The sequence below is a fragment of the Bailinhaonella thermotolerans genome (assembly GCF_003594875.1).
GTDB lineage: Bacteria > Actinomycetota > Actinomycetes > Streptosporangiales > Streptosporangiaceae > Bailinhaonella > Bailinhaonella thermotolerans.
On record NZ_QZEY01000013.1, the window covers coordinates 140,278 to 166,437 of the forward strand.

General features: G+C 73.4%; 25 protein-coding genes. 13 read left to right on the plus strand and 12 right to left on the minus strand.

The window, feature by feature from the left end; translation table 11 throughout:
• Nucleotides 1–39: 39 nt before the first annotated feature.
• Genes D5H75_RS27705 through D5H75_RS27715 form a run of 3 tightly spaced genes read right to left on the minus strand, consistent with a single transcriptional unit; the run spans nt 40 to nt 2,610 of the window.
• Nucleotides 40–717 carry an ABC transporter permease gene (locus tag D5H75_RS27705; RefSeq protein ID WP_119929484.1) on the minus strand — a complete coding sequence of 226 codons (678 nt, stop codon included), beginning with the start codon at nt 715–717 and terminating at the stop codon, nt 40–42.
• Nucleotides 714–1,373 (minus strand): ABC transporter permease, encoded by a 660-nt coding sequence (locus tag D5H75_RS27710; RefSeq protein ID WP_242454554.1) that lies wholly within the window; start codon nt 1,371–1,373, stop codon nt 714–716. Before D5H75_RS27710 ends, D5H75_RS27705 begins: the two co-directional genes overlap by 4 nt.
• Nucleotides 1,366–2,610 carry an ABC transporter ATP-binding protein gene (locus D5H75_RS27715; RefSeq protein WP_119929485.1) on the minus strand — a complete coding sequence of 415 codons (1,245 nt, stop codon included), beginning with the start codon at nt 2,608–2,610 and terminating at the stop codon, nt 1,366–1,368. Before D5H75_RS27715 ends, D5H75_RS27710 begins: the two co-directional genes overlap by 8 nt.
• Nucleotides 2,611–2,998: 388 nt before the next feature.
• Here D5H75_RS27715 and D5H75_RS27720 point away from each other — a divergent pair, with 388 nt between their 5' ends.
• On the plus strand, nt 2,999–4,984 hold the full coding sequence (locus D5H75_RS27720) for a sigma factor-like helix-turn-helix DNA-binding protein (protein WP_119929486.1): 1,986 nt from the start codon (nt 2,999–3,001) through the stop codon (nt 4,982–4,984).
• Nucleotides 4,985–5,032: 48 nt separating this feature from the next.
• Here the strand turns inward: D5H75_RS27720 and D5H75_RS27725 are convergent, their stop codons facing one another.
• The 6 genes from D5H75_RS27725 to D5H75_RS27750 all read right to left on the minus strand — a co-directional run bounded on the left by D5H75_RS27725 (nt 5,033) and on the right by D5H75_RS27750 (nt 11,778).
• A complete protein-coding gene (locus D5H75_RS27725) occupies nt 5,033–6,202 on the minus strand; it encodes a lipid-transfer protein (RefSeq protein WP_119929487.1) in 1,170 nt (389 codons plus the stop codon).
• The gene (locus tag D5H75_RS27730) at nt 6,199–6,621 is read right to left on the minus strand and encodes a MaoC family dehydratase (protein ID WP_242454555.1); all 423 of its coding nucleotides are present in this window, start codon (nt 6,619–6,621) and stop codon (nt 6,199–6,201) included. Before D5H75_RS27730 ends, D5H75_RS27725 begins: the two co-directional genes overlap by 4 nt.
• On the minus strand, nt 6,618–7,715 hold the full coding sequence (locus tag D5H75_RS27735) for a bifunctional MaoC family dehydratase N-terminal/OB-fold nucleic acid binding domain-containing protein (RefSeq protein ID WP_119929488.1): 1,098 nt from the start codon (nt 7,713–7,715) through the stop codon (nt 6,618–6,620). Before D5H75_RS27735 ends, D5H75_RS27730 begins: the two co-directional genes overlap by 4 nt.
• A 118-nt stretch (nt 7,716–7,833) precedes the next feature.
• The gene (locus D5H75_RS27740; protein WP_119929489.1) at nt 7,834–9,006 is read right to left on the minus strand and encodes an acyl-CoA dehydrogenase family protein; all 1,173 of its coding nucleotides are present in this window, start codon (nt 9,004–9,006) and stop codon (nt 7,834–7,836) included.
• Nucleotides 9,006–10,067 carry an acyl-CoA dehydrogenase family protein gene (locus D5H75_RS27745; RefSeq protein ID WP_119929490.1) on the minus strand — a complete coding sequence of 354 codons (1,062 nt, stop codon included), beginning with the start codon at nt 10,065–10,067 and terminating at the stop codon, nt 9,006–9,008. Before D5H75_RS27745 ends, D5H75_RS27740 begins: the two co-directional genes overlap by 1 nt.
• 1 nt (nt 10,068) lies before the next feature.
• Nucleotides 10,069–11,778 carry an AMP-binding protein gene (locus D5H75_RS27750; protein WP_119929491.1) on the minus strand — a complete coding sequence of 570 codons (1,710 nt, stop codon included), beginning with the start codon at nt 11,776–11,778 and terminating at the stop codon, nt 10,069–10,071.
• A 256-nt stretch (nt 11,779–12,034) separates the two neighbouring features.
• On the opposite strand from D5H75_RS27750, the gene D5H75_RS27755 reads away from it, so the two are divergent.
• The 4 genes from D5H75_RS27755 (at nt 12,035) to D5H75_RS27770 (ending at nt 16,392) form a co-directional block, all read left to right on the plus strand.
• The gene (locus tag D5H75_RS27755; protein ID WP_119929492.1) at nt 12,035–12,634 is read left to right on the plus strand and encodes a TetR family transcriptional regulator; all 600 of its coding nucleotides are present in this window, start codon (nt 12,035–12,037) and stop codon (nt 12,632–12,634) included.
• Between the two features lie 205 nt (nt 12,635–12,839).
• Nucleotides 12,840–14,000 carry a steroid 3-ketoacyl-CoA thiolase gene (locus D5H75_RS27760; protein WP_119929493.1) on the plus strand — a complete coding sequence of 387 codons (1,161 nt, stop codon included), beginning with the start codon at nt 12,840–12,842 and terminating at the stop codon, nt 13,998–14,000.
• A gap of 86 nt (nt 14,001–14,086) precedes the next feature.
• Nucleotides 14,087–15,034 carry an MBL fold metallo-hydrolase gene (locus tag D5H75_RS27765; RefSeq protein ID WP_242454556.1) on the plus strand — a complete coding sequence of 316 codons (948 nt, stop codon included), beginning with the start codon at nt 14,087–14,089 and terminating at the stop codon, nt 15,032–15,034.
• 161 nt (nt 15,035–15,195) lie between these two features.
• Entirely contained in the window at nt 15,196–16,392 is a 1,197-nt protein-coding gene (locus D5H75_RS27770) for a cytochrome P450 (RefSeq protein ID WP_202638570.1), read from the plus strand.
• A 214-nt stretch (nt 16,393–16,606) separates the two neighbouring features.
• Here D5H75_RS27770 and D5H75_RS27775 read toward each other — a convergent pair whose 3' ends face one another.
• Nucleotides 16,607–17,476 carry a sigma-70 family RNA polymerase sigma factor gene (locus tag D5H75_RS27775; RefSeq protein WP_119929495.1) on the minus strand — a complete coding sequence of 290 codons (870 nt, stop codon included), beginning with the start codon at nt 17,474–17,476 and terminating at the stop codon, nt 16,607–16,609.
• A 70-nt stretch (nt 17,477–17,546) separates the two neighbouring features.
• On the opposite strand from D5H75_RS27775, the gene D5H75_RS27780 reads away from it, so the two are divergent.
• Both D5H75_RS27780 and D5H75_RS27785 read left to right on the plus strand, forming a co-directional pair.
• On the plus strand, nt 17,547–17,846 hold the full coding sequence (locus D5H75_RS27780; protein WP_119929496.1) for a hypothetical protein: 300 nt from the start codon (nt 17,547–17,549) through the stop codon (nt 17,844–17,846).
• Nucleotides 17,847–18,050: 204 nt separating this feature from the next.
• The gene (locus tag D5H75_RS27785) at nt 18,051–19,040 is read left to right on the plus strand and encodes a DUF559 domain-containing protein (RefSeq protein WP_119929497.1); all 990 of its coding nucleotides are present in this window, start codon (nt 18,051–18,053) and stop codon (nt 19,038–19,040) included.
• Nucleotides 19,041–19,072: 32 nt separating this feature from the next.
• On the opposite strand, the gene D5H75_RS27790 is transcribed toward D5H75_RS27785, so the two are convergent.
• Complete coding sequence (locus D5H75_RS27790; protein ID WP_119929498.1) at nt 19,073–20,095, minus strand: GDP-mannose 4,6-dehydratase; 1,023 nt, start codon at nt 20,093–20,095, stop codon at nt 19,073–19,075.
• A gap of 288 nt (nt 20,096–20,383) precedes the next feature.
• Between D5H75_RS27790 and D5H75_RS27795 the strand changes: the two genes are divergently transcribed.
• The 3 genes from D5H75_RS27795 to D5H75_RS27805 are packed head-to-tail and all read left to right on the plus strand — an operon-like array spanning nt 20,384 to nt 23,409.
• Nucleotides 20,384–21,622, plus strand: coding sequence for a glycosyltransferase family 4 protein (locus D5H75_RS27795; protein ID WP_242454557.1), 1,239 nt, complete (start codon nt 20,384–20,386; stop codon nt 21,620–21,622).
• Nucleotides 21,623–22,336, plus strand: a complete 714-nt coding sequence (locus tag D5H75_RS27800) for a class I SAM-dependent methyltransferase (protein ID WP_119929500.1) — start codon at nt 21,623–21,625, stop codon at nt 22,334–22,336. It begins immediately after the preceding gene.
• The gene (locus tag D5H75_RS27805; protein ID WP_119929501.1) at nt 22,333–23,409 is read left to right on the plus strand and encodes a prenyltransferase; all 1,077 of its coding nucleotides are present in this window, start codon (nt 22,333–22,335) and stop codon (nt 23,407–23,409) included. The genes D5H75_RS27800 and D5H75_RS27805 overlap by 4 nt, the downstream gene beginning before the upstream one ends.
• 131 nt (nt 23,410–23,540) lie before the next feature.
• Here D5H75_RS27805 and D5H75_RS27810 read toward each other — a convergent pair whose 3' ends face one another.
• A complete protein-coding gene (locus D5H75_RS27810) occupies nt 23,541–24,173 on the minus strand; it encodes a class I SAM-dependent methyltransferase (protein WP_242454558.1) in 633 nt (210 codons plus the stop codon).
• Between the two features lie 77 nt (nt 24,174–24,250).
• Between D5H75_RS27810 and D5H75_RS27815 the strand changes: the two genes are divergently transcribed.
• The 3 genes from D5H75_RS27815 to D5H75_RS27825 are packed head-to-tail and all read left to right on the plus strand — an operon-like array spanning nt 24,251 to nt 26,039.
• A complete protein-coding gene (locus tag D5H75_RS27815) occupies nt 24,251–24,709 on the plus strand; it encodes a pyridoxamine 5'-phosphate oxidase family protein (RefSeq protein ID WP_119929503.1) in 459 nt (152 codons plus the stop codon).
• Nucleotides 24,710–24,731: 22 nt separating this feature from the next.
• Nucleotides 24,732–24,923: a ferredoxin gene (locus D5H75_RS27820; RefSeq protein ID WP_119929504.1), complete on the plus strand. Its 192-nt coding sequence runs from the start codon at nt 24,732–24,734 to the stop codon at nt 24,921–24,923.
• 27 nt (nt 24,924–24,950) lie between these two features.
• A complete protein-coding gene (locus D5H75_RS27825; RefSeq protein ID WP_202638571.1) occupies nt 24,951–26,039 on the plus strand; it encodes a Zn-dependent alcohol dehydrogenase in 1,089 nt (362 codons plus the stop codon).
• The last annotated feature ends 121 nt before the right edge of the window (nt 26,040–26,160 follow it).

Genomic DNA, 26,160 nt, shown 5'->3' on the forward strand with positions numbered 1-26,160 from the left:
GAGCATTCATTCCCTTCCGTACTAGGGGGTAAGCCGACCCTATCCGGCCTTACCGACAGGAACGCGGCCGCTCACCCCCGGCGAGACGATCACGCGCTGCAGGACGGTGAAGATCCCCTGTACGAGGAGCGCCAGCAGGGCGACGAGCACGGCGCCCCCGGCCGTGCTGGGGTACTGCTTGGTGGCCAGGCCGTCCACGATGAACCGGCCCAGCCCTCCCAGCCCGACGAACGCGGCCACGGTCGCGGTGGAGACCACCTGGATCGCGGCCAGCCGCAGGCCGAGGAGGATCAGTGGCAGCGCCACCGGGATCGAGACGCGGAAGAGCACCTGGGGCCCGCGCAGCCCCATGCCCCGGGCGGCGTCGCGCAGGTCGGCGTCCACCCCGCGCAGCCCGGCGTAGGTGTTCACCAGGATGGGCGGGATCGCCAGCACCACGAGCGGGATCAGGACGGGCGCGACGCCGTACCCGATCAGGAGGATGACCAGCACGAGCAGGCCCAGGGTGGGCAGCGCGCGGGCGGCGTTGGCCGCGACCAGGGCCACGATCCCGCCGCGGCCGGTGTGGCCGATCAGCAGCCCGAGGGGCAGCGCGATGGCCGCCGCGAGCAGCAGCGAGACGCCGGAGTAGGTCAGGTGCTCCAGCAGCCGCGCGGGGATGCCGGAGGGCCCGGACCAGTTGGCCGGGTCGGAGACGAACTCCCAGAACCAGGTCACGCCGCGCTCCTCGCCCGCGACCAGGGGGTCAGCACCCGCTGCGCGAAGATGATCACCCCGTCGGCGAGGACGGCGAGCAGCACGGTCAGCACGATGCCCACCACGATCGGCGTCGGGAAGGTGCGCTGCCAGCCGTCGATGAACAGGTAGCCCAGCCCGCCGCGGCCGATCAGCGAGCCGATGCTGACCAGGCTGATGCTGGAGACCGCCGCGACGCGCGTGCCCGCCAGCACGACCGGGACCGCGATCGGCAGCTCGACCTGGACCAGCCGCCGCAGCGGCCCGAAGCCCATCGCGGTCGCCGACTGCCGCACCGACTCGGGCACCGCGGCCAGCCCGTCCACGACCGACGGCAGCAGCACGGCGAGCGAGTAGAACGTGAGCGGGACGATCACCGTGCCCGGCTCGGCGAGGCCGGTGATCGGGATGAGCAGGCTGAACACCGCCAGCGACGGCAGCGAGTAGACGACGTTGGTGACCCCGACCGTGGGCTGGTAGAGCCAGCGCCAGCGCGAGCACAGCAGCCCCAGCGGCACCGCGACCAGCAGCGCCACGACCACGGGCACCAGCGACATGACCATGTGGTCGCCCAGCAGCCCGCCGATCGTGCCGGCGTTGCGCGCGATCCAGTCCCACCGGACCAGGGGCTCATCCACGCGACGCCTCCCGGCCGTCCCCCATGCTCCCCGGCGGCGCCTCCCGTACGCCTCCGGCGTGCTCGCCGTCGCGGTGCGCGCCCGAGGCGTCCGGGCGGAGGCCGGGCGAGACGGGTCTCGGCGGCGGCGCGGTGAGCGCGGCGGCCTCGGCCAGCGCCTCCGACAGGGCGCGCTGCGTGGCCACGCCCGCGATCGCGCCGTCGCCGTCCAGCGCGACCGCGTGCCCCGTCGGGGACAGCAGCGCGGCGTCGAGGGCCGCGCGCAGCGAGTCGGCGTCGCGGTCGTAGGAGCCGAAGGCCAGCAGCGGCGTCTCCGCCAGCGTGCCGGCGCGCGGCAGGTCCAGCGGGGACACCCACCCGCGCGGGGTCCCGTCGTCGCCGACCGCGAGCAGCCAGTCCTCCCCCGCGTCGCGGGCCGTACGGCGGGCCTCGTCCACGTCGGCGGACAGCGACACGGTGGTCACCGGGCGGAGCCGTACCGACCTGGCGGGCACGAACGACAGGCTGCGGATGCCGCGGTCGCGGCCCAGGAACCCGGCCACGAAGTCGTCGGCGGGGCGCGCGAGCAGCTCGGCCGGGGAGGCGAGCTGGGCCAGGCGCCCGCCCACGCGCAGCACGGCGATCGAGTCGCCGAGCTTGATCGCCTCGTCGATGTCGTGGGTGACGAACACGATCGTCTTGTGCAGCTCCTCCTGGAGGCGGAGCAGCTCGTCCTGGAGGCTGGCGCGCACGACCGGGTCCACCGCGCTGAACGGCTCGTCCATGAGCAGGATCGGCGGGTCGGCGGCGAGCGCGCGGGCCACGCCGACGCGCTGCTGCTGGCCGCCGGAGAGCTGGAAGGGGTACCGGGACGCGAGGCCGGCGTCCAGGCCCACCAGCTCCATCAGCTCGGCGGCGCGGTCGCGGGCGCGGCGCTTGTCCCAGCCCAGGAGGTAGGGGACGGTGGCGATGTTGTCGAGCACGCGGCGGTGCGGGAAGAGGCCCGCCTGCTGGATGACGTATCCGATGCCGCGCCGCAGCTCCGCCGGGTCCACGCCGCGGACGTCGCGGTCGTCGATCAGGATGCGGCCGGAGCTGGCGTCGATCATCCGGTTGATCATGCGGAGCGAGGTCGTCTTGCCGCAGCCCGAAGGGCCCACGAACACGGTGATGCGGCCGGTGGGCGCCTCCAGGCTGAGGTCCGAGACCGCCACCGTGCCGTCGGCGTACCGCTTGGTGACCTGCTCGAAAGTAATCACGCCGCGGATGTCCTCTCGACTGTCATGATCCTCGCCCAGACTACGCGGGGGCCCGGCGTGCCCGTTACCCGGTGGGTGAAAAACCGGGGATAGGATTTCACTCCCGCGCGCGCCTTAGCATGCGATGACGCGCCGGTATTTGGCATCATTGGCTTGTTTCCCGGCGCTCCTCCAATGACTTGGCGAACCCCCAGCGGAGCATTTTGTGATCTCCAAGCTCACCCACAACCGCCCACGCCGCGAGCTCGTCGGCGAGCTTTTCGACCGGCACGCGGGGGAGCTTTACTCGTTTTGCCATGATCAATTGGGAAGCGCCGAGATCGCCGCGAGCTTGATCATTTCCGCGTTTCTCGCGGCGACGAAGCAAGACGATCTACCCGACCGGCGTGTGGCGCTCTTCACACACGCGCGCCGCGAGATCGACAAGCACGCCCCCGTCTCAGGGCCGCCCGCGCCGCCCCCCGCCGACCCGGCCGCCGAGATCGTCGAGCGCGTCGTCCGCGAGCTCCGTCCCCACCAGCGCGAGGTCCTCCTCCTGTCCGAGGCGTACGGCTTCGCCCCGGCCGACCTCGCCAAGGTGCTCGACGTCGCCGCCGACACCGCCGCCCAGCTCGCCGACCGCGCCCGCAGGCACTTCGAGCAGGCCCTGACCACGGCCCTCATCTCCGCCGAGACCGACGACGCCGCGATCCGGCTGGCCGACACCCTCCTCACCTCCGGCCTCGGCTGGGTCCTGGCCGTGCTGCCCGTCCCGCCCCTTCCGCCCGACCTGCGCGAGCGGGTCCTCAACGAGGTCTCCGGCCCGGCCGGCTCCCCCCTCCCGGCCAAGCGCCTGGACCTCGCCCCGTCCCCAGACCCCGTCACCCCGCCCGCGGCCGACGCCATGACCGAGCCCATCCCGAAGTACCGAGGCCCCGTCCTCGCCGCCCCCGTCCCGCTCTCCTCGCCGGCCCCCGAGAAGGACGCCGAGCAGGACTCCGCGCGGGACTCCGCGCGGGACTCCGCGCCGGAGGACCGCGCCGGCACGCCCACCTCCGCCGCACCCGCCGGCCACCCGGAGACCAGGGGCGGCAGACACGCGCGCCCGGCGGACGAGACGCGGCGGCCCTCCGCAGAGCAGTCCCGGGACGACGCTCCCGGCGCCCGCGCCGCCACCGGCGGCGGTGACGTCACGGCGGGCGGCGCCGGACGCTCCCCCGCCCCGGCGGACGCCACGGATGAGACGGCGGCGGAGTCGAGTACGGCGGGGCCCGACGCCCTCCGGCCCACCGCCGGTGGTCTCGCGATTCCGCATGACGCCGGCTCGGCCTCACGCCTCGGCGGCGGTGAGCCCGGCGCCGAATCGCAAGATCACGGGGAGGGTGACCGCACCCGCGACGCGGACGAGGCGACCGGCGACGACGCGAAGGCGCGCCCGGAGACGGACGCCGCCGGCGCGGACGGCACCGCGGACACGCGGCTCGGAGCGACACCGGACGGCGAGACCTCCGCGACCGGTGCGGACGCGACGGAGAGCGGCCACACGGGCGCGTCCGAGCCCGCCACCGCGTCCGCTGCCGGGGCCGCCGGGGCCGCCGGGCCCGAGGCCGCGAACGCCAGGTCCGACGCCGGTGCGACCGTGTCCACCGGATCCGCCGTGTCCACCGCATCCGCCGTCTCCACCACATCCGCCGGGGCCAGCGAATCCACCGAATCCACTGAATCCGCCCGGGTCACCGAATCCGCACCGTCCGAGGAGACCGCTGGGGCCGAAGGGGCCGGCGCCGGGGCTGACGGCGTGCTCGCTCAGCCGATCGACGAGGCGTCGTACATCCTGCCGCTCGCGGAGCCGGACGACGGCGACGCCGGGGTACGGCTCACGGACGACGGCGTGGTGCCCGCCGCGCCCTCCCCCGCCGGCCGCTCCGCTCCGGAGGGCCCGGCCCGCGAGCGCGGGCAGGCCGGGAGCGGCGACGGGGACACGGCCGGTGAGACCGCGCGCGCGGGCGTCCTGCCCGGCGGGGAGACGCGGCCGGACGCGGGCGGGGAGGCCGAGACCGGCCCCACCTCTGAGACCGTCGCCTCCGCGACCGCCGCCGCCGAGCCCGCCACCGAGGTCGCCGTCCCCGGGGACGCCGCGTCCGAGATCGCCACCTCCGGGAGCGCCGCCTCCGAGGCGACCGGCGCGGAGGCCGGCGCTTCCGGGACCGTCGCGGAGCCCGCCCACGTGCGGGTGTCGCGGCGGGCGGCTCCCGTGCGGGGCAGGCGGCGGCGCGCGGCGGCGAGGCCGCACCCGGGCCGGCCCGGAGACCAGCACCACGACTGGATCTGGGAGGTCATCGGCCTCGTGCTGTGCGGCGTGATCGTCGCCCTCATCGTGCTCATCCTCAGCTAGCCGCCGCCCCCGGCCGTGCGGACCGCGGGCGGGGACCGTGGGCCGGGGTCAGTCGCGGGTGAGGATGAGGCCGCTCGTCGGGACGCCGGTGCCGGCGGTGACCAGGATGTTGGTGACGTCCTGGAGCTGGTTGACCGAGGTGCCGCGGAGCTGGCGGACCGCCTCGGCGATGCCGTTCATGCCGTGGATGTAGGCCTCGCCGAGCTGGCCCCCGTGCGGGTTGACCGGGAGGCGCCCGTCGAGCTCGATGCCGCCGTCCGCGATGAAGTGGCGGGCCTCGCCCCGCCCGCAGAAGCCCAGCTCCTCCAGTTGCGACAGGACGAACGGGGTGAAGTGGTCGTAGAGGATCGCCGCCTGGACGTCCGCCGGGGTCAGGCCCGATTGGGCCCACAGCCCGCGCGCCACCACGCCCATCTCGGGCAGGCCGCTCATGTCGTCCCGGTAGTAGCTGGTCATCATCGCCTGCCCGGCGCCCGCCCCCTGCGCGGCGGCGGCGATCACGGCCGGAGACCTGCGCAGGTCGCGGGCCCGCTCCAGGGACGTGACGACCAGCGCCACCGCGCCGTCGCTCTCCTGGCAGCAGTCGAGCAGGTGCAGCGGCTCGACGATCCAGCGGGAGGACTGGTGCTCGTCGAGGGTGATCGGCTGGCCGTGGAACCAGGCGGCGGGGTTCGTGGCGGCGTGGCGGCGCATCGCCACCGCGACCCGCCCGAAGTCCTCCGATGTCGCGCCATAGGTGTGCATGTACCGCCGGGCGAACATGGCCACCCACGCCGCCGGGGTCATCAGCCCGTACGGCACGTGCCAACTCATCTCCAGGCCCTGTGAGCTGGGCTCGCCGCCGAGGCGGGCGTCGGGCTGGCCGAAGCGGCGGCCGGAGCGCTCGTTGAAGGCGCGGTAGCAGACGACCACGTCGGCCACGCCGGTCGCCACGGCCATCGCCGCCTGCATGACCGTGCCGCAGGCCGCGCCGCCGCCGTAGTGCACGCGGGAGAAGAACGTCAGGTCCCCGACGCCGACCTCGCGGGCGACCGAGATCTCCTGGTTCGTGTCCTGGGTGTACGTCACGAGGCCGTTGACGTCGGCCGGGGTGAGCCCGGCGTCGTCGAGGGCGGCGCACACGGCCTCGGCGGCCAGCCGCAGCTCGGACCGGCCGGAGTTCTTGGAGAAGTCGGTGGCGCCGACGCCCGCGACGGCCGTACGACGGACGAAGGTCATGACCGCCCCCCTGCCGGGAGGGTGAGGCGCACGGTCGCGGTGGCGTGGTCGCCGAGGCTGTCGGTCCCGCGCACCTCCACGGTCACCTCGCCGCCCTCCGCCTCGACCACGCGGCCGCTGAAGACGAGCGTGTCCCCGGCGTACGCCGGGACCCCGAGCTTGACCTTGATCCCGCGCAGGATCGCCTCCGGTCCGGCCCAGTCCGTGACGTACCGCTCGACCAGGCCCATCGTGGTCAGGATGTTGAGGAAGATGTCCTTGGACCCCTGCGCGCGGGCGCGTTCGGGGTCGTGGTGCACCGGCTGGAAGTCCCGCGTCGCCAGCGCGGTCGAGATGATCAGCGTCGGCGTCAGCTCGATCGCCAGCTCGGGGAGCACGGTGCCGGCGGGGGCGTCGGCCTCGGTCAGCGTTCTCGTCACCGGGTACCTCCCGCGGGCTCGTCCAGCGGCGTCCACATGGGCAGGGTCAGTTCGTCGTCCATCGCCTGGAACGTCACCCGGACCGGCAGGCCGATCCCGACGTCCTCCGGCGCGCAGTCCACGACGTTGCCCACGACGCGCACCCCTTCCGGCAGCGCGACGACCGCGACGACGAACGGGGTCTCGCGCCCGGGCACCGGCGGGTGGTGGTGCACGACGTAGCTGTACACCTCGCCGGTCCCGGCCGCCACGGTGTATCCGGTCGCGGTGGACCGGCAGGCCAGGCACATCGGCCCGGGCGGGTGCCGCAGCGCGCCGCAGTCGCCGCACCGCTGGATCCGCAGCTCACCGGCCGCCACGCCCTCCCAGAAGAACTCCGTGTCCTGGTTCTTCGCGGGCTTCAGCGGGTACGGCCGCCGCCCGCCGCCTGACCCCGGCCCGGCGGAGCCCTTCGCCGGACCGCCGCCCTCCGCCTGAGCGGTGGCCCCCGGCGCGGCGGGGCGGGACGCGGCCTCACGCGCGGCGGTCGCGGCGGCCTCGCGGGAGGCCGCGCCGTTGCCGGACTCGCCGCGGGTGCGCGGGCGGAACTTCAGCACGCGGAACAGCATCTCGGTCACCGGCTCGCCGTCGGCGTCGTACCAGGTGACGTTCCAGGTCACGAAGTACCCCTGGCCGAGCGCGGTCAGCTTGGGCCCGATCATCGAGGTGAGCCGGGTGGCCGGGGTGAGGAGGTCGCCGAGGCGGGCGTACCGGTGGTAGGTCTGCTCGCAGTTCGTCGCCACCACGCCGGTGTACCCCGCCGCGTTCACCGCCGCCAGCAGGTCGTCCACGGTGGAGCGCGTCGTCTTGCCCCCGCGCGGCCCCGGCATCGTCCAGACCTGGGCCATCGCGGGCGGCGCGACGATCTCCCCGTGCACGCCGGCGGCGGCGAACACGGGGTCGGTGTAGATCGGGTTGGTGTCCCCCATCGCGTCCACCCAGTGCCGGATCATCGGCAGGTTCACCGGGTCGGCGGCCGGCTCGCCGCGCACCTCGCCCTCGGCGATCAGCCGCTCGGCGAGCGCCTCCAGGTCGCCATCCGAAACCGTCGTCATCCCTCTCCTTCGCGAAAGCGCCTCCGCGCCCCTCCCCAAGGTCCCCTCCGGCCGCGCCGCCCCGGGCGTACGGCGGCCCGCCCGCGTCGCCGTACGGCGTGGGCGGGCGGCGCGCGGGTCAGCGCGGGGGGCGGGGGAGCTGGAGGCCCAGCATGGTGATCAGCTCGCGTTGCACCTCGTTGACGCCGCCGCCGAAGGTGAGCACGATCGCGCCCTTCACCCCGTGGTCGAGGCGGTCGATGAACTCGGCGGTCTCCGGGTCGGACGGGTCGCCGTACCGCGCGAGCACGTCGCCGACCACGCGGCCGACGTCCTGCATGCGCTCCGAGCCGTAGATCTTGGTGGCGGACGCGTCGGGGGCGCCCAGCCAGCCCAGGTCCATGTTGGCCGCGACCTGCCAGTTCAGCAGCTCGTTGACGCGCAGGTAGGCGTAGACCCGCCCGATGGCCCGCCGTACGGCCGGCTCCTCGATGAGCGGGCGGCCGTCGCGGCCGGGCTTGGCCGCGGCCCAGCGGACGAAGCGGTCGTAGGTGTGGCCGATGTTGCCGGCGGGGCCGAGCGTGACCCGCTCGTGGTTGAGCTGGTTGACGATCAGGTCCCAGCCCTTGTTCTCCTCGCCGACCAGCATGTCCGCGGGCACGCGCACGTCGGAGTAGTAGGTCGCGTTGGTGTGGTGGCGGCCGTCCATGGTCACGATGGGGGTCCAGGAGAAGCCCGGGTCCTTCGTGCTCACGATGAGCATGGAGATGCCCTTGTGCTTCTTGGCCGCCGGGTCGGTGCGCGCGGCGAGCCAGATGTGGTCGGCGTAGTGCGCGCCCGAGGTGAACGTCTTCTGGCCGTTGACGACGTAGTGGTCGCCGTCGCGGACCGCCGTGGTGCGCAGCGAGGCCAGGTCGGTGCCCGCGTCGGGCTCGCTGTAGCCGATCGCGAAGTGGCACTCGCCGGCCAGGATGCGCGGCAGGAAGTACTCCTTCTGCGCCGCCGTGCCGTACTGCATGAGCGTGGGGCCGACCGTGTTGAGCGTGATGATCGGGTACGGCACCTCGGCCCGGGCGATCTCGTTGGCGAAGATCTGCTGCTCCAGGGGGCCGTAGCCGCGCCCGCCGTACTCCTTGGGCCAGGCGATGCCGAGCATGCCGTCGCGGCCGAGGCGTCTGCAGTGCGCCATGTAGTGGTCGCCGAACGGGTCCTTGGCGATCTTCTTGCGGTCCTCGTCGGACAGGCAGGTCGTGAAGTACTCCCGCAGCTCGGCGCGGAGCTTCTTCTGCTCGTCGGTCAGGTCGATGAACATCAGGCGAGGGCTCCGATCATGTCGAGCTGGGCCTCGGCGCCGCCGAGCAGGTGGGCGCAGTGCTTGCCGAGGGCGAAGTACCGGTGCAGCGGGTAGGTGACGTCCAGGCCCATGCCGCCGTGCAGGTGCTGGCAGGTGTAGAGCGCCTTGAGCGCCGGGTCGCACACGTTGTAGGCGGCGATCGCGAGCACCTCGCCCGCGTCCTCGTACCCCTCGGCCAGCCGCCACGCGCCCGCCCACATCGCCACGTCGAGCGCGCGCTTGGCGATGTAGACGTCGCCGATCTGCATGGTCACGGCCTGGAACTCGGCCAGCGCCCGCCCGAACTGCCGCCGGGACCGGGTGTACTCGGTGGTCAGCCTGAGCGCGCCGTCGAGCACGCCGGAGGCGGTGGCGGTGATCGCGGCGTAGGAGACGGCCCGCAACGCCGGCCCCGCGCCCTCGCCCAGGCGGGCCCCGGCGGGCACGCGCACGCCGTTCAGGTCGAAGGCGGACATGGGCTCGCCGGTGGCGGCCGGGTGCGGGTTCAGGTCCACTCGCCCGGGTTCGACCAGGAACACCCCCCGCCGGGTCGGCACGAGGATCGCCTCGGCCTGCTCGGCGTACGACGCGAACGCCTTGCGCCCGGTCAGCCGGAAGCCGTCGCCGTCGGGCTCGGCGTCCGCCGTCACCCCGTCGCCGCCCGGCTCCCGCATGGCCACGCTCAGCACCAGTTCGCCGGTCCCCAGCCCGGCCAGCCGCTCGCGCTGCGCCGCCGTGCCGTACCGGCCGATGACCAGCGCGGCCACCAGGGTCGGCAGCGCGGGCACCGGGGCGACGTGCGCGCCCACCTCGCGCAGCACCACGGCCATCTCGACCGGCCCCAGCCCGGCGCCGCCCACGTCCTCGGGGGCCACCGCGCCGAGCAGCCCGGCCCGCGCCATCGCCGTCCAGGTCTGGGCGTCGTACGGCGCGCCGCCGCGCTCGTGGGCCTCCAGGCGGTCGGTCGCCGCCTCCTTGGCGAGCAGGCCGGCGGCGAGCGTCCTGAGCTCCTCCGCGGTCTCGTCGAGGTTGAAATCCACGTCAGCTCCCGCTCTCTAGGAAATGTGCCCGGCCGTGCGCCGCGAACTCGCTCGCGATGGCCGCGCGGTCGTCGTCGTCCATCCGGCGGTAGGCCAGGTCGCGGCCGGGCCGCCACCAGACCGGGTCGGCGCAGGTCCACCCCTCGGCGGCCAGGGCGCGCTTGATCACCTTGTGGGAGGCGGTCTGCGGCAGGTCCCCGGCGATCCGGACATACCGGGGTACGGCCTTGGGCCCGAGGTCCGGGCGGGCGGCCAGGAACGCGGCGAGGTCCGCGGGGAACGCCTCGGGGTCCACGGTCCCGGCGAGCACCAGCGCGGCCATCACCTGGTCCCCGGCCGCGGCGTCGGGCACCGGGTAGACGGCGGCCTCGACCACGCCGGGGCACTCGCGGATCACGGCCTCGACGGGTGCGGCGGCCAGGTTCTCGCCGTCCACGCGGAGGCGGTCGGTGCCGCGACCGGCGAAGAACACGTATCCCGACTTATCGGCATAGGCGTAGTCGCCGCTCCAGTACCAGCCGTCCCGGACGCGCTCGGCGTCGGCCTCGGGGTCGTTGTAGTACCCGTCGAACAGGCCCAGGCCCGAGGTGTTCACCAGCTCGCCGACCGCCTCGCCCGCGTTGGCCAGCCGGCCGTGCTCGTCGTACTCGGCCGGCGGGCAGTCGCGGCCGGTGGCCGGGTCGAGGACGCGCACGCCTTCCGGGAGCCGGCCGAGGCTGCCGGGCGGGCCAGCGGGGTCGGGCGGGATCGCGATGGCGGTCTCGCTGGAGCCGAAGGCGTCGATCACGTGGCAGCCGAAGCGCTCCCCGAAGCGGCGGGTGGCGGCGGCGCTCCCCTCGTTCCCGAAGGCGATCTTGAGCGGGTTGTCGCGGTCGTCGTCGCGCTCGGGCGTCGCGAGGACGTACGACAGGGCCTTGCCGACGTAGTGGAGGTATGTGCAGCCGTACGCGCGCGCGTCGGGGATCAGGCCCGAGGCGGAGAACCTGCGGCGGAGCACGACGCTCGCGCCGCTGACGACCGCCGGGGCGTACGCGGCCATGATCGCGCCGGAGTGGAAGAGCGGCATCGAGCAGTAGACGACGTCGTCCGGGGCGAGGACGCGCGCCAGCGAGGCCCCGGGCACGACGATCTTCCGCTGGGTGACCTTGACCGCCCGGGGGCGCCCCGACGTCCCCGAGGTGAAGATCAGCATCACGAGGGTGCCGGGCTCGACGGCCGGGTCCGGCGGCGCGGGCGCGAGCCGGGCGGCCTCGGCGGCCACCTCTCCCGCGTCCAGCGCCGGGATCCCGGTCTCCGCGCTGACGGCGGCGGTGGCGACCGCGTGGGCGGGCTCGCCGACGAGCACGTCCACGTCGGTGGCGGCGGCGTCCCTGGCCAGTTCGGCGGCGGTGCGCGTGGTGTTGAGCCCGACGATCACGTGCCCGGCCAGCGCCGCGCCGCCGAGCAGGAACAGCAGCTCGGGCACGTTGTCGAGGAGCACCCCGACGTGCAGCGCCCGTCGCCCGGGACCGGCCCGGCGTACGGCCGCCGCCCGCAGGTCGAGCCAGGCGGCGCGGCGGCCGCACTCGGCGACGTACTCCCGCCAGGTCCAGCGACGGTCCTCGAAGGCCAGGCAGGGACGGTCGTCCTCGGCCCGCGCCCAGATCAGCCCGGCCAGCGTGCCCGGATCGGGGGCGGGTCCGACCTGCGCTTCACCACCGGACGCGGTCATCGCGGCTCCTCGTGTACGGGTCGGCCCGATCCGCAAACTAGAACAGATTCTATTCCGTGTCCAGGGATCACGCGGGACGAAGACGATCTAGAACGGCGCTCCACTCGAAGCCGTGCACACGCAGGCAGGTTAGTGACCGGTGAGTAACAGGGCGCGAAGGCGGCAGATCAGATAACGTGTTCTCATACCGTTCTCATACGGGCCCGCCGCCCGCGACCCGGGCGAGGCGGGGCACGACCTCGAGGGGGCACCGCACGTGAACACCGACGCGACCACGGTCGCCCCTGCCGGCGCGCGGTCGCGCAGCCAGCACCAGCGGCGCAAGCGCATCGTCCAGGCCGCCGCGGCGCTCGCCTCACGGGGCGGGGTCGAGGCCATGCAGATGCGCACGGTCGCCGAGCGCGCGGGCGTCGCCCTCGGCACTCTCTACCGCTACTTCCCGTCGAAGATGGACCTGGTCGTGGCGGTGGTCGGCGAGGAGATCGACCTGCTGGAGGGCAGCATCGAGCGCCGCCCCCCGCGCGCCGCCACCCCGGCCGGCCGCGCCGTGGACGTCCTCATGCGCGCCACCCGCGGCCTCATGCGCGAGCCCGAGCTGGCCGACGCCCTGATCCGCTCCCTCATCATGGCCGAGGTCGAGACCCCCTTCGGCGACCGGATGGCCACCCTCCTCCTCCGCGTCAGCACCGCGGGCCTCTCCCCCGAGGACGCCACCGAGGAGCAGTACGACGTGGTCGCCAGCCTCGCCAGCGTCTGGGTCCACGAACTCCTGGAGATGCTCCGCGGCCGCCGCACCCTCGACCAGATCCAGCGCCGCATCGAAACCGCCGCCGACAAGCTCCTCGCCGCCTTCTGACCCCGGCACCCGGCCCATGCCGTGATCTCGCGATCCCGCGCCGCCGCCGGCACCACCCCGAGCCACGGCGACCACACCCCGCCCTCGCGGAGTCGCGAGATCACGAGGCGGGAGGAGGAGCCGGGCCGGGCGGGACGGCCTTCCGCTGGAAAGTAGAACGGGTTACAGTCTCGGCTGAGTCGGGATTCGGAAAGGGGTGGCGGGTGTGGGTTCGGCGGTGATCGTTGAGGCGGTGCGGACGCCGTTCGGGAAGCGGAACGGGTGGCTGGCGGGGCTGAAGCCGCAGGCGCTGCTGGCGGAGGCGCTGCGTGGCGTGTTCGCGAGAACCGGTTTCGATCCGGGGCTCGTCGGCCAGGTGTTCGCCGGGTGCGTCTCGCAGGCCGGTGAGCAGGGCGGGCACGTGGGACGGTACGCCTGGCTCTACGCGGGCCTGCCGTACCGGACCGGGGTCACCACGATCGACGCGCAGTGCGGCTCGTCGCAGCAGGCGGTGCACCTGGTGGCGGCGATGATCGAGGCGGGCGTGATCGACGCGGGCGTGGCCTGCGGGGTCGAGGTGATGAGCCGCGTGCCGCTGGGGAGCAACGTGCTGCCCGCGCGGCCCCGGCCGGACGACTGGCCGATCGACCTGCCCAACCAGTTCGAGGCGGCCGAGCGCATCGCCCAGCGGCGCGGGCTGACCCGTGAGCGGCTGGACGAGTTCGGGGCGCGGTCGCAGCGGCTCGCGGCCAAGGCGTGGGCCGACGACCGCTTCGCCCGCGAGATCGTCCCGGTGGACGCGCCCGTGCTCGGCGAGGACGGGACGCCCACGGGCGAGAGCCGTACGGTGACCCGCGACCAGGGGCTGCGGGAGACCACGGTCGAGGGGCTGGCGGCGCTGAAGCCGGTGATGGGCCCGGACGCGCTGCACACGGCGGGCACGTCGTCGCAGATCTCGGACGGGGCGTCGGCGGTGCTGCTGATGCGCGAGAGCCTGGCCCGCGCGCACGGGCTGCGGCCCCGGGCCCGGCTGGTCGCGCAGGCGCTGGTCGGCGCGGAGCCGTACTACCACCTGGACGGGCCGGTGGACGCGACCTCGCGGGTGCTGGAGCAGGCCGGGATGACCATGGGTGACATCGACAGGTACGAGGTGAACGAGGCGTTCGCGTCGGTCGTCCTCTCCTGGGCGTCGGTGCACGAACCCGACCTGGACAAGGTGAACGTGAACGGCGGCGCGATCGCCCTCGGGCACCCGGTCGGCGCGACCGGCGCGCGGCTGATCACCACCGCGGTGAACGAGCTGGAGCGGTCGGACTCCTCCACCGCGCTCGTGTCGATGTGCGCGGGCGGGGCCCTGGCCACCGCGACGATCCTGGAGCGGCTCTGAACCCCCGGCGCGCCGCCGGCGGTGGGCGCAGGCCGTACAGCGAGCTGAGCCCGGCGGACCTGGGCGGCGGGGTGTGGAGCGTCCCGGTGCCCATCCCGGGCAACCCGCTCGGATACACCCTGGTGTACGCCCTGGAGAGCGCGGGCGGGCCGGTCCTGGTGGACGCGGGGTGGTCGCATCCGGACGCGTGGGCGGCGCTCTCCTCGGGTCTCGCCGCGATCGGGATGGACGTGGCCGGCGTGCGCGGGGTCGTGGTGACGCACCACCACCCCGACCACGCGGGGCTGGCCGGGCGGGTCCGCGAGGCGTCCGGCGCGTGGATCGCGATGCACGAGGCGGACGCGCGCATCGTGCGGCTGTTCCGGCAGGTGGTCGCGGACGGCACGCACCGGGGATTCCAGGCCGGGATGCTGCGGCGCGCGGGCGCGGACGAGGACGAGACCGCCGAGGTGCTCGGGGAGGTGGTCGACCCGCCCGCCGCCCCGGACCGTGACCTGGCCGACGGGGAGCTGGTGGACCTCCCGGGGCGGCGGCTGCGGGCGATCTGGACGCCCGGGCACTCCCCCGGGCACATCTGCCTGCACCTGGAGGACGCCGACCGGCTGTTCACCGGCGACCACGTGCTGCCGGGGATCACGCCGCACATCGGGCTCTTCCCGCTCGACGACCCCGACGCCGACCCGCTGGGCGAGTTCCTGTCCTCGCTGGCCAGGATCGCCTCGCTGGGCGAGCTGGAGGCGCTGCCCGCGCACCAGTGGACGTTCCACGGCACCGCGGCGCGGGCCCGGGAGATCGCCGACCACCACGAGGAGCGGCTGGCCGAGCTGCTGGACGTGCTGGGCGAGGCGGCGCGCCCGCTGACGCTGTGGGAGACGGCCCGGGGAATGCGCTGGAACAAGCCGTGGGAGGAGCTGCCGCCGGTGCTCCGCCGCCTGGCCGCCGCCGAGGCCGCCGCGCACCTGCGCCTCCTGGAACGGCGGGGCCGCGCCAGCCGTACGGACGGCGACGGGACCCTGTTCTACTCGCTGACCTGAGCCGCGCGGACGCCATCGGCGGTCACGAGGGGATCGGGGCGCAGTTTCGCGCCGGCGCCTCGACCGACCGGCTGAAACGTGTTCTACTCAAAGTGCCCGGCAGTCCCGGCCGGGCGCTCCCGGGCGCGGGGAGCACGCCGGACACCTCCCGAGGAACCGCCGTGAACCTGGTCGATCCCGACGTGTACGCCCGCGACGGCGCCCCGCACGAGTGGTTCGCGCGGTTGCGCCGTGAGGACCCCGTGCACCGGCACGAGGGCGACCCCGAGCGGGGCTGGCCGCCGTTCTGGGCCGTGACCAGGTACGACGACGTCGTCCACGTCTCGCGGCACTCCGAGCTGTTCTCGTCGCACCGGCGGCTGGCGCTGTTCCCCGAGCTGCCGTCCGAGCAGATCGAGATGCAGCGCCTGATGATGCTCAACCAGGACCCTCCCGAGCACACGCGGAGGCGGGCCCTGGTCAACCGGGGCTTCACGCCGCGCACGATCGGCCGGCTCGAACAGCACGTCCGGGAGATCTGCCACGACCTCGTGGACCAGGTGCGGGAGCGGGGCGAGGCGGACTTCGTCCGGGACATCGCCGCGCCGCTCCCGCTCTACGTCATCTGCGAGCTGATCGGCGCCCCGGTGAGCGACCGCGACCTCCTCTTCGACCTGTCCAACTGCCTGATCGGCGGCGACGACCCCGAGTACCAGCCCACCCCCGACCAGGGCAGGGACGCCGCCCTCGCGATCCACGCGTACGCCGACGCCCTCGCCGCCGAGCGCCGCGCCCGGCCCCGCGACGACCTGGTCACCCGGCTGCTCCAGCCGGACGAGAACGGCGACGTGCTCTCCCGGGACGAGTTCGACCTGTTCTTCCTGCTGTTGATCGTCGCGGGGAACGAGACGACCAGGAACGCCGCGTCCGGGGGCATGCTCGCGTTCTTCGACCACCCGGCGCAGTGGGAGCGGCTGCTGGCCGACCGTTCCCTGCTGCCCGGCGCCGCCGACGAGATCGTGCGCTGGGTCACCCCGGTCAACCTCTTCCGCCGTACGGCCACGCGTGACACGGTCCTGCGCGACGTCAAGATCGCCGAGAACGACAAGGTCGTGGTCTTCTACGCCTCCGCCAACCGGGACGAGGCGGTGTTCCGCGACCCGGGCGCCTTCGACATCGGCCGCGACCCCAACCCCCAGATCGGCTTCGGCGGCGGCGGGGCCCACTTCTGCCTCGGCAACCACCTGGCCAAGCTCGAACTCCGCGTCCTCTTCGAGGTCATCGCCGAGAAGCTCCCCGGCATCCGCCAGACCGGCCCCGCCCGCCGCCTGCGCTCCAACTTCATCAACGGCCTCAAGGAACTCCCCGTCGCCTTCTGACCCCCGTCCGGCCCCCGGGTACGGCGGGCCCCCTCGCGCTCCGGGGCCCGCGGCGGGCGCCCGGCCCGCCGTACAAGCCGAACCGGGACCGCGGCGCCTCCCCCGCCCGCCGTACCCGCCGCGCTGGGACCACCATCGCCTCCCCCACCCGCCGTACTCACGTCACCAGGGGGCGGCCGATATCACCCGCTCCTGCCTCGGAGGGTCAGGTGGTTCAGCGGGGTGGGAGGGACAGGTTCAGGGCGGCCAGGTCGTCGGGCGCGGTGATGACGGCGATCTCGGTGACGCGGGAGCCGGTGATCTCCAGGCGGAGGGCCAGGAGGAGGCGGCCGTGGGGGGCCAGGAGGAGGCCGGGAGCGCCGTCGATGAGGGCGGGGTGGGCGTAGCGGGCGCGGTGGCGGTTGCCGACGGTCTCGCGGGCCACGGCCTCGGCGCCCCGGAGCTCGGCGCGGAGGGCGGGGCCCCGGCGGCGGACCACGTCGGGCGAGAGGACCGCCAGGAGGGCGTCCAGGTCGCCCTCGCGGGACGCCGCGAGGAACGCCTCCACCACCCGGTACTGGCGGGCCAGCTCGGGAGCGGGTACGGCGGGGGCCCCGTGGAGCCGCGCCCGGGCCCGGCTGGCGAGCTTCTTGGCCGTGGCCGGGGTGCGGCCGACGATCTCGGCGATCTCGGCGAAGGGGACCGCGAACATGTCGTGGAGGACGTAGGCGACCCGCTCGTCGGGGCCGAGGGTCCCGAGGACGACCAGGAGCGCGGCCCCCACGGAGTCGGCGAGCTCGGCCTCGGCCTCCGGGTCCGACCCGATCCGGGGCCCCTCGGGCAGGTCCAGCTCGGCCAGATCCACCGGGGACTCGGGCCGCCGGCCCCGGGCGCGCAGCATGTCGAGGCAGATCCGGCCGACGATCGTGGTGAGCCACGCCTCCACGTTGGCCACCTCGCGGGCGCCGGCCCGATCGGCCCGCAGCCAGGCCTCCTGCACCGCGTCATCGGCCTCGTCGAGCGAGCCGAGCATCCGGTAGGCCACCGCCCGCAACCGCCCGCGCTCCCCGCTGAACCGCTCGGCCAGCCGATCCCGCTCGTCCATCGGTCACCTTCCGCCCGTACGTGTCGTCGTAGAGGTGAGGACCCATCCGACACGAGGCGAGGAGACGCGCATGCCCGTGATGATCATCCAGTTCCGGGTGAACGACGAGAGCATCCCCGAGGTGGAGAAGGCCGTCGCCGCGACCTTCGCCGCGCTGAACGCCGGCCGCCCCGAAGGCGTACGTTTCGGATACTACCGCCACCCCGAAAACCCCGAGTTCACAGCGCTCCTGGAGCCGGCGGAGGGCGTGGAGAACCCCCTCCCCCACCTGGAGGAGGCAAGACTCCTCCAGGCCACCGTCGCCCGCCTCTCCGACGGCCCCCCGCCCACCCCCACCCCCCTCATCCCCCTCGCCACCTACCCCGCCTAACCCCTCCCACCGCCCCCATCCCCCAACCCCAGGCCGCGTGACGCCGTGAGCGCGGCGACCCGCGCCTCTCCCTCGCCGTGATCATGCGGTTTTGCGCACAGGTTGTGATTAAAACTGCATGATCACGGCGAGGGGAGGGCGGGGTTATCCACAGGCGGGGGCTGGAGGCTCCGGGGACGGGGGCCGCGGGGGCAGCATCGGGGTATGGAGATCGGCGAGAACGTTCTTTCCGGCGGAGAGCGGGGCGGGGCGGGCCGGCGGCGGGGGCGGTCGCTCACCGCGCGGGAGCCGGCCCGGCTCACGAACGGCGGGTATCTGTTCGCCGACGCGCGGCGGGACCTGATCAGCAGGGCGGGTCTCTACGCGCGGGTGAGCCGCCCGCCCGCGGTGGTGTGCCGCCGCACCGCCGCTTTCGTGTGGGGGGTGGACGTGCTTCCCCCGGGCCGCCACCCCGACGCCTGGGACGTCGAGCTGATGGTGCCGCGCGGGCACACGCCCGCCCGGCGGCCCGGCTGCGCCGTCTACCAGGGCGAGCTCCCGGCCGGCGACGTCACCAGGGAGAAGGGGATGTGGGTGACGACGAAGGCACGGACGGCGCTGGACTGCGGGCGCTGGCTGCCCCGGATGGAGGCGCTGGCCGCGCTCGATCGGTTCCTCCGGATCGGGGTGGACCGGGAGGACCTCCTGCGGCGTGCCCAGGGGCTCTCGGGCCGGCGCAACGCGCGGCGGCTACGCGACCTGATCGAGCTGGCGGACCCCCGGGCGCAGTCCCCGAGCGAGAGCTGGACGCGGGCGCTGCTCACGGAGTACGGCCTGCCACGGCCGGAGCCCCAGATCCACGTGCCGCTGCCGGACGGGCGGTGGGTCTTCATCGACATGGGCTGGCGGAAGTACCGGGTGGGGGTCGAATATGACGGCGCCGCGCATCACACGACCCCCCGCCAGCGCGAGCACGACGAGCGGCGGCGCCGCGAGCTGGCGGAGGCCGGATGGCTGATCATCCCGGTGCGCAAGGGGGACATCCTCGGCAGCCCTCACCGCCTCATCGAGCACGTCACGGAGAAGCTGATGGACCGCGGCTGGGCACCGGGCACGGACGAGGCCCAGGAGATCCGCAAGGCCCTGCTGCGCGCCGCAGCGAGGCATGCCCCGGGGACGCGCCGGCGCGACCGCCCGCGGGGATCGTGGTCATGACCCGCGGCCCGCCGGAAGACGGCCGAGGACGTCTACCAGCCGTATTCCTCGTCGGCGCTGCCGCCTTGGGAGAGGAGTTGGATGTCGCTCTCCACCATCATGGTGACGAGGCGCTCGAAGGAGACCTCGGGCTCCCAGCCGAGCTGGTCCTTGGCCTTCTTGGGCTCGGCGCAGAGGAGGTCCACCTCGGCGGGGCGGGTGAGGGCCTGGTCGTAGGTGACGTGGTCGCGCCAGTTGAGGCCGGCCGCGGTGAAGGCCGCCTCGACCAGTTCGCGGACCGAGTGCGTGCGGCCGGTGCCGATGACGTAGTCCTCGGGGGCGGCGGCCTGGAGCATGAGGTGCATCGCGCGCACGTAGTCGCCGGCGTAGCCCCAGTCGCGGCGGGCGTCGAGGTTGCCCAGGCGGAGCTCACCGGCCAGGCCGAGCTTGATCCGCGCGACGCCCAGGGACACCTTGCGGGTCACGAACTCCGCGCCCCGGCGGGGGGACTCGTGGTTGAAGAGGATGCCGGACACCGCGAACATCCCGTAGGACTCGCGGTAGTTCTGGGTGAGGAAGTGCCCGTACGCCTTGGCCACGCCGTACGGCGAGCGGGGGTGGAAGGGGGTGCGCTCGGTCTGCGGGGTCTCGCGGACCTGGCCGAACATCTCCGACGACGACGCCTGGTAGAACCGGATCTGGCCGGAGCCGGGGGTGCGCGAGGCAGAGATGCCGGAGTAGACGCGGATGGCCTCCAGCATGCGCAGCACGCCCATGCCGGTGACCTCGGCGGTGAGCTCCGCCTGCTCCCAGGACATGGGGACGAACGAGATCGCGCCCAGGTTGTAGACCTCGTCCGGCTGGACCTTCTCCACCGCCGAGATCAGGGAGCCCTGGTCGAGGAGGTCGCCGCGCGCGAGCCGTACGTCCTCCAGGAGGGCGCGGACACGGCTGACGCGGGGATTGGCCTGGCCGCGGACCAGGCCCCAGACCTCGTAGCCCTGCGCCAGCAGGTGCTCCGCGAGGTAGGAGCCGTCCTGCCCGGTGATGCCGGTGATCAGCGCACGCCTGGCCAACGGGGCCTCCCTACAAAGTGCGGTGAAATTGGTCTTGAGCGCCGAATGTACCCCGACCAGGGCAGGCTGGTGCACTATGACCTAGAACACGTTTCATACATCCAGTCTCATAGCGTGACATAGACGCAGCTCAGCGCATATAAGACCTATCGGGGGAACAACCTACACATCTCCGTACCCCCCGGACTGCCCAATGGTAAGGTCCGCAAGCTAAGGTCAAGTTCTCCGAGCCCGTGATCAAGGCTCGGATCAGAAGGCGTGTGGCGTGTCGAGAGGGGGTGCCCGCAAGTGTCACTCCGGATCGCCCTGCTTTCCTACCGGAGCAAGCCCACCTGCGGCGGCCAGGGTGTGTACGTCCGTCATCTCAGCAGGGAGCTGGTCGCGCTCGGCCACCACGTCGAGGTGTTCAGCGGCCAGCCGTACCCCGAGCTGGACGAGGGCGTGATCCTCAACAAGGTGCCGAGCCTGGACCTCTACCGCGACGAGGACCCGTTCCGCACGCCGAGCCTGCACGAGTACCGCGACTGGATCGACGTCCTGGAAGTCGCCACGATGTGGACGGCCGGCTTCCCCGAGCCGCTGACCTTCAGCCTGCGCGCGCTCCGCGAGCTCAAGAAGCGCCGCCGCGACTTCGACGTGGTCCAGGACAACCAGGTCCTCGGGTACGGCCTGCTGGGCCTGAAGCGGCTGGGCCTGCCGGTCGTGGGCACCATCCACCACCCGATCAGCGTGGACCGCCGCATCGAGCTGAAGGCCGCCAAGGGCCTGAAGAAGATCAGCATGCGCCGGTGGTACGGCTTCGTGCGCATGCAGAGCATCGTCGCGCCCCGGCTGAACCCGATCCTGACGGTGTCCGAGTCCAGCCTGGACGACATCCACCGCGACTTCCACGTGCCCCGGGAGAACATGCGGCTGATCCCGCTGGGCGTGGACACCCGCTTCTTCCACCCGCGCCCCGAGCTGCCCAAGGTCAAGGGCCGCATCGTGGCCGTGGCCAGCGCCGACTCCCCGATGAAGGGCGTGGCCACCCTCCTGCGCGCGGTCGCCAAGCTCGCGACCGAGCGCGACGTCACGCTGACGGTCGTCAGCAAGCCCACCCCCGGCGGCCCCACCGACACGCTCGTGGACGAGCTGTCCCTGCGCGACCGCGTGAGCTTCGTGCACGGCATCAGCGACGAGGAGCTGGGCGAGCTGATCGCCACCTCGGAGATCGCCGTGGTGCCGTCGCTGTACGAGGGCTTCTCGCTCCCGGCCGTCGAGCACATGGCCAGCGGCACCCCGCTCGTCGCCAGCCGCACCGGCGCGCTCCCCGAGGTCGTGGGCGACGCCGCGATCCAGGTGCCCCCGGGCGACGTGGAGGAGCTGGCCGCCACCCTCAAGCGCCTGCACGACTCGCCTGAGCTGCGCGAGGAGTACGCCGCCAAGGGCTACGAGCGGGTCCAGGAGCGCTACACGTGGCGGGCGGTCGCCGCCCGCACCGCGGAGATCTACGAAGAAGCGATCCGGAAGAACAAGGGAGCGGCATAAGTGCTGACCGTCGACTTCGGGCGGCTGCCCGTGGGCCCCGGCGACCGCGTGCTCGATCTCGGCGCGGGCGGGGGCCGGCACGCCTTCGAGGTGCTGCGCCGCGGCGCCGACGTCGTGGCCTTCGACATGAACGCGGACGAGCTGGCCGGGGTGGCCGACATGTTCGCGGCGATGGACAAGGCGGGCGAGGTGCCCGAGGGCGCGACCGGCGAGACCGTGGTCGGCGACGCGCTGGACATGCCGTTCCCCGACGGGGAGTTCAGCAAGGTGATCGCCTCGGAGGTGCTGGAGCACATCCCGGACGACATGGCCGCGATGCGCGAGCTCTACCGCGTGCTCAAGCCCGGCGGCATGGCCGCGATCACCGTGCCCAGCTTCCTGCCCGAGCGCATCTGCTGGGCGCTGTCGGAGGACTACCACACCGCCCCCGGCGGCCACATCCGGATCTACACGCTCGCCGAGCTGTCGGCCAAGCTGAAGTCCACCGGGTTCCGCGTCGGCCCCCACCACCACGCGCACGGGCTGCACGCGCCGTACTGGTGGATCAAGTGCGCCGTGGGGGTGAACAACGACGAGCACCCGCTCGCCAAGGCGTACCACCAGATCCTGGTCTGGGACATCATGAAGCGCCCGCCGGCGACGAGGATCGCCGAGGCCGTGCTCAACCCCTTCATCGGCAAGAGCGTCGTCCTGTACGTGCGGAAGCCCGGATGACGGTTCCGCAGATCCCCGCGGTACCGGGCGTGATCACCGCCGAGCAGGTGATCCAGACCGCACGCAGCATCGCCGCCATCCAGGAGCCCGACGGGGGCGTGCCGTGGCCCGGGGGCCACGTGGACGTCTGGAACCACGTCGAGTGCGCGATGGCCCTCAGCGTCGCCGGCCTGCGCGAGGAGGCCCGCGCCGCGTACGCCTGGGCACGCGCGACCCAGCGCGCCGACGGCTCGTGGCCGATGAAGCTGGTCAAGGGCGAGGCCGTGGAGGCGAACGGCGAGAGCAACCACGCCGGATACCTGGCCGTCGGCGTCTGGCACGAGCTGCTGCTCACCGGGGACGACGAGTTCGCCGCGCTCATGTGGCCGCACGTACGGCGGGCGCTGGACTTCGTCGTCGATCTCCAGACGACGCGCGGGGAGATCGTCTGGGAACGGTCCGCGGCGGGCGTGCCCTCGGCGTACGCGCTGCTCACCGGCTGCTCGTCGATCTACCAGGGCCTGCGCTGCGGGGTCATGCTGGCCGACCACCTCGGCGAGCCGCAGCCGGACTGGGAGGTCGCGGCCGACCGCCTGGGCCACGTGCTCGTGGCGCACCCGGAGGCGTTCGCCGACAAGAGCCGCTTCTCGATGGACTGGTACTACCCGATCCTCGGCGGCGCCCTGCGCGGCCCGGACGCGGAGAAGCGCCTGGCCGGCGAGTGGGACACGTTCGTGGTGCCGGGCCTGGGCTGCCGCTGCGTGTCCGACCAACCCTGGGTGACCGGCGCGGAGACGTGCGAGCTGGTGCTGGCCCTGGACGCCCTGGGCGACCGCGAGCGCGCCCTGCGCCTGTTCACCTGGATGCAGCACCTGCGCCACGAGGACGGCGGCTACTGGACCGGCTGGCAGTACGCCAACCGCAAGCACTACCCGCACGAGCGCAGCGGCTACACGGCCGCCGCCGTCATCCTCGCCGCCGACGCCCTGTCGGACGCCACCCCTGCCGCGTCGCTGTTCCGTACGGCGGGAGCCCGCTCCCACCTCCTGGAACCGTCGGAGGCCTGCGGCTGCTCCCCGGTACGCGTGAGCTGACGCCGCCGGGACCGCGGGCCGCCGGTGCCGGTGATCTCGCGATCCCGCCCCGCCCCCTCCCTCGGCCGGAGCCGGAGGCGGCGCGGGAGCGGAATCGCGGGATCACGGCGAGAGGGAGGCGGCCACCGAGGTCAGAGGCGTTCCAGGACCCGGAGGGAGCCGGTGTGGCGGACCTCCTTGTAGGCGCCGGTGGCCAGGGCTTCGAGGTAGACGCGGTAGGGGGCCTGGCCGCCGTCGGCGGGGTCGGGGTAGATGTCGTGGAAGACGAGGGCGCCGCCGGGCATGACGTGCGGGGACCAGCCCTCGTAGTCGGCGCGCACCGGGTCCTCGGAGTGGCCGCCGTCGATGAAGAGCATGGCCAGGGGGGTGTTCCAGAGGCGCGCCACCGTCTCGGAGCGGCCCACCACGGCGACGACCTCGTCCTCCAGGCCGGCGTGGGCGATCGTCTGGCGGAAGGTGGGCAGGGAGTCCATCTTGCCGACGCAGTGGTCCATGAGGGACGGGTCGTGGTGCTCCCAGCCCGGCTGGATCTCCTCCGAGCCGCGGTGGTGGTCCACGGTGACGACGACGGTGCCCGCGAGCCGCGCCGCCGCGCCCAGGTAGACGGCGGACTTGCCGCAGTAGGAACCGATCTCGCAGAGCGGCCCGCGCGAGCCGTACTCACACGCCGTCTCGAAGAGCGCCAGGCCCTCGTCCGCGGGCATGAAGCCCTTGGCCTTGACAGCCGCGCGGAGCAGGTCGGGGGGCATCTGCCAGGTACTCATCCGCCGATACTAGCCACTGCCGAATACAGTTCTGTCAACCCTTGCCACCCTTGGTGGAACGTGTTCTACTTTGCTGCGTGAATCAGCGCGCTCGCATAGTCATGAGCCCCGACGAGGCCGACGCGTTCATCGCAGGCTCGCGCAAGCTCCAGCTCGGGACGATCAACCCGGACGGCACCCCGCACCTGGTCACGATGTTCTACGGGCTCGTCGAGGGCAAGATCGGCTTCTGGACGTACGCCAAGGCGCAGAAGACGCTCAACATGGCCCGCGACCCGCGCGTCACCTGTCTCATCGAGGCCGGCGAGGAGTACTTCGACCTGCGCGGCGTCCTGCTGTACGGCACGGCCAAGCGGGTCGAGGACCCCGGGGCCGTGTTCGACATCGGCATGGCGGTCGCCCGGCGCATGGCGGACCTGCGCGACGCGCCCGAGGAGAACCTGCGGAGCTACGTCGAGCAGACCGCGCGCAAGCGGGTCGGCTTCGTCGTCGAACCGGCGCGCGTCGTGTCCTGGGACCACCGTAAGCTCGCCTGAGCCCACGCGAGGAGGACACCCGATGGAAGTCAAGGTCGATCCCCTGGTCTGCGAGGCCAACGCCGTCTGCGTGGGGCTGGCGCCCGAGGTCTTCGAGCTGGACGACGACGACGAGCTCCACATCCTGCTGCCCGAGCCGCCCGCGGAGCTGCACGAGAAGGTCCGCCAGGCGGTGAGGTCCTGCCCCAAGGCCGCGCTCACGCTCAAGGAGTGACGGCCAGGAACTCCCCTGGAGGTTTCGATGGTGCGAGCCGCTCTGTTGCACGCGGTCGGCGACGACAAGCTGGACATCCGCGACGACGTCACGGTGGCCGGGCCCGGCCCCGCCGAGGTCCGGGTGAAGATCAGGGCCACGGGCGTGTGCCACTCGGACCTGTCGGTCATGACCGGGGTGCTGCCGGCCACGCTGCCCTGCGTGATCGGCCACGAGGGCGCGGGCGAGGTCGTCGAGGTCGGGGACCACGTCACCGGCCTGGAGCCGGGCGACCGCGTGGTGATCAACTGGACCCCCGCCTGCGGCACGTGCGCGAGCTGCGTCCGGGGCGAGCCGTACCTCTGCGTCACCTACGTCATCCGCGGCTTCACCGAGTCGCGGTTCACCTTCGACGGCGGCAAGGCCGCGTTCGGCATGGCCGGGTGCGGCACGTGGTCGGAGGAGGTCACGATCCCGTTCCAGGGCGCGATCAAGATCGACCCGGCGGTGCCGTACGAGGTGGCGGCGCTGATCGGCTGCGGCATCACCACCGGCCTCGGCTCGGTGTTCAACACCGCCAAGGTACGGCCGGGCAGCACGGTCGCGGTGATCGGCTGCGGCGGGATCGGGCTGTCGATCATCCAGGGGGCGCGCATCGCGGGCGCCACGAAGATCCTGGCGGTGGACCCGCTGGAGTCCAAGCACACCCTGGCCAAGAAGGTGGGCGCGACGGACGCGTGCACGCCGGACCAGCTCGCCGAGGCGATCGGCCTGGTCACCGGGGGCGAGGGGTTCGACTACGCCTTCGAGGCGGTGGGCAGGTCCGCCACCATCCAGGCGGCCTGGCAGGCGGCCCGGCGCGGCGGCGACGTGGTGGTCGTGGGCGCGGGCGCGGCCGACGACAACTTCCAGATGAGCGCGTTCAGCCTGCTCTTCGAGGGCAAGAACATCCTCTCCTCGCTGTACGGCAACGCCGACACGCGCCGGGACTTCCCCTTCTACGCCGAGCTCTACAAGGCGGGCAAGCTGGACATGGACAGCATGATCAGCCGCCGCATCCGCCTGTCCGAGGTGAACGACGCCGTCGCCGCGCTGCGCTCCGGCGAGGCCCTGCGGCAGATCGTGCTCTTCGACTGATCACAGGCTCAAGGGTTCAACGGTGCAACGGCTCCACGGCGCCCTGGCACCACGGGCCCCGGCTCCACGGCGCCCTGGCACCACGGGCCCCGGCTCCACGGGCGCATCGGCTCAGCCGTAC

Excerpts from the sequence above, each read along its gene's own strand:
- D5H75_RS27725 (WP_119929487.1), bottom strand. The coding sequence starts at position 6,202 with ATGACCTTCGTCCGTCGTACGGCCGTCGCGGGCGTCGGCGCCACCGAC.
- D5H75_RS27735 (WP_119929488.1), bottom strand. The coding sequence starts at position 7,715 with ATGACGACGGTTTCGGATGGCGACCTGGAGGCGCTCGCCGAGCGGCTG.
- D5H75_RS27740 (WP_119929489.1), bottom strand. The coding sequence starts at position 9,006 with ATGTTCATCGACCTGACCGACGAGCAGAAGAAGCTCCGCGCCGAGCTG.
- D5H75_RS27810 (WP_242454558.1), bottom strand. The coding sequence starts at position 24,173 with ATGAGTACCTGGCAGATGCCCCCCGACCTGCTCCGCGCGGCTGTCAAG.
- D5H75_RS27825 (WP_202638571.1), top strand. The coding sequence starts at position 24,951 with ATGGTGCGAGCCGCTCTGTTGCACGCGGTCGGCGACGACAAGCTGGAC.
- D5H75_RS27820 (WP_119929504.1), top strand. The coding sequence starts at position 24,732 with ATGGAAGTCAAGGTCGATCCCCTGGTCTGCGAGGCCAACGCCGTCTGC.
- D5H75_RS27785 (WP_119929497.1), top strand. The coding sequence starts at position 18,051 with ATGGAGATCGGCGAGAACGTTCTTTCCGGCGGAGAGCGGGGCGGGGCG.
- D5H75_RS27775 (WP_119929495.1), bottom strand. The coding sequence starts at position 17,476 with ATGGACGAGCGGGATCGGCTGGCCGAGCGGTTCAGCGGGGAGCGCGGG.
- D5H75_RS27750 (WP_119929491.1), bottom strand. The coding sequence starts at position 11,778 with ATGACCGCGTCCGGTGGTGAAGCGCAGGTCGGACCCGCCCCCGATCCG.
- D5H75_RS27805 (WP_119929501.1), top strand. The coding sequence starts at position 22,333 with ATGACGGTTCCGCAGATCCCCGCGGTACCGGGCGTGATCACCGCCGAG.
- D5H75_RS27780 (WP_119929496.1), top strand. The coding sequence starts at position 17,547 with ATGCCCGTGATGATCATCCAGTTCCGGGTGAACGACGAGAGCATCCCC.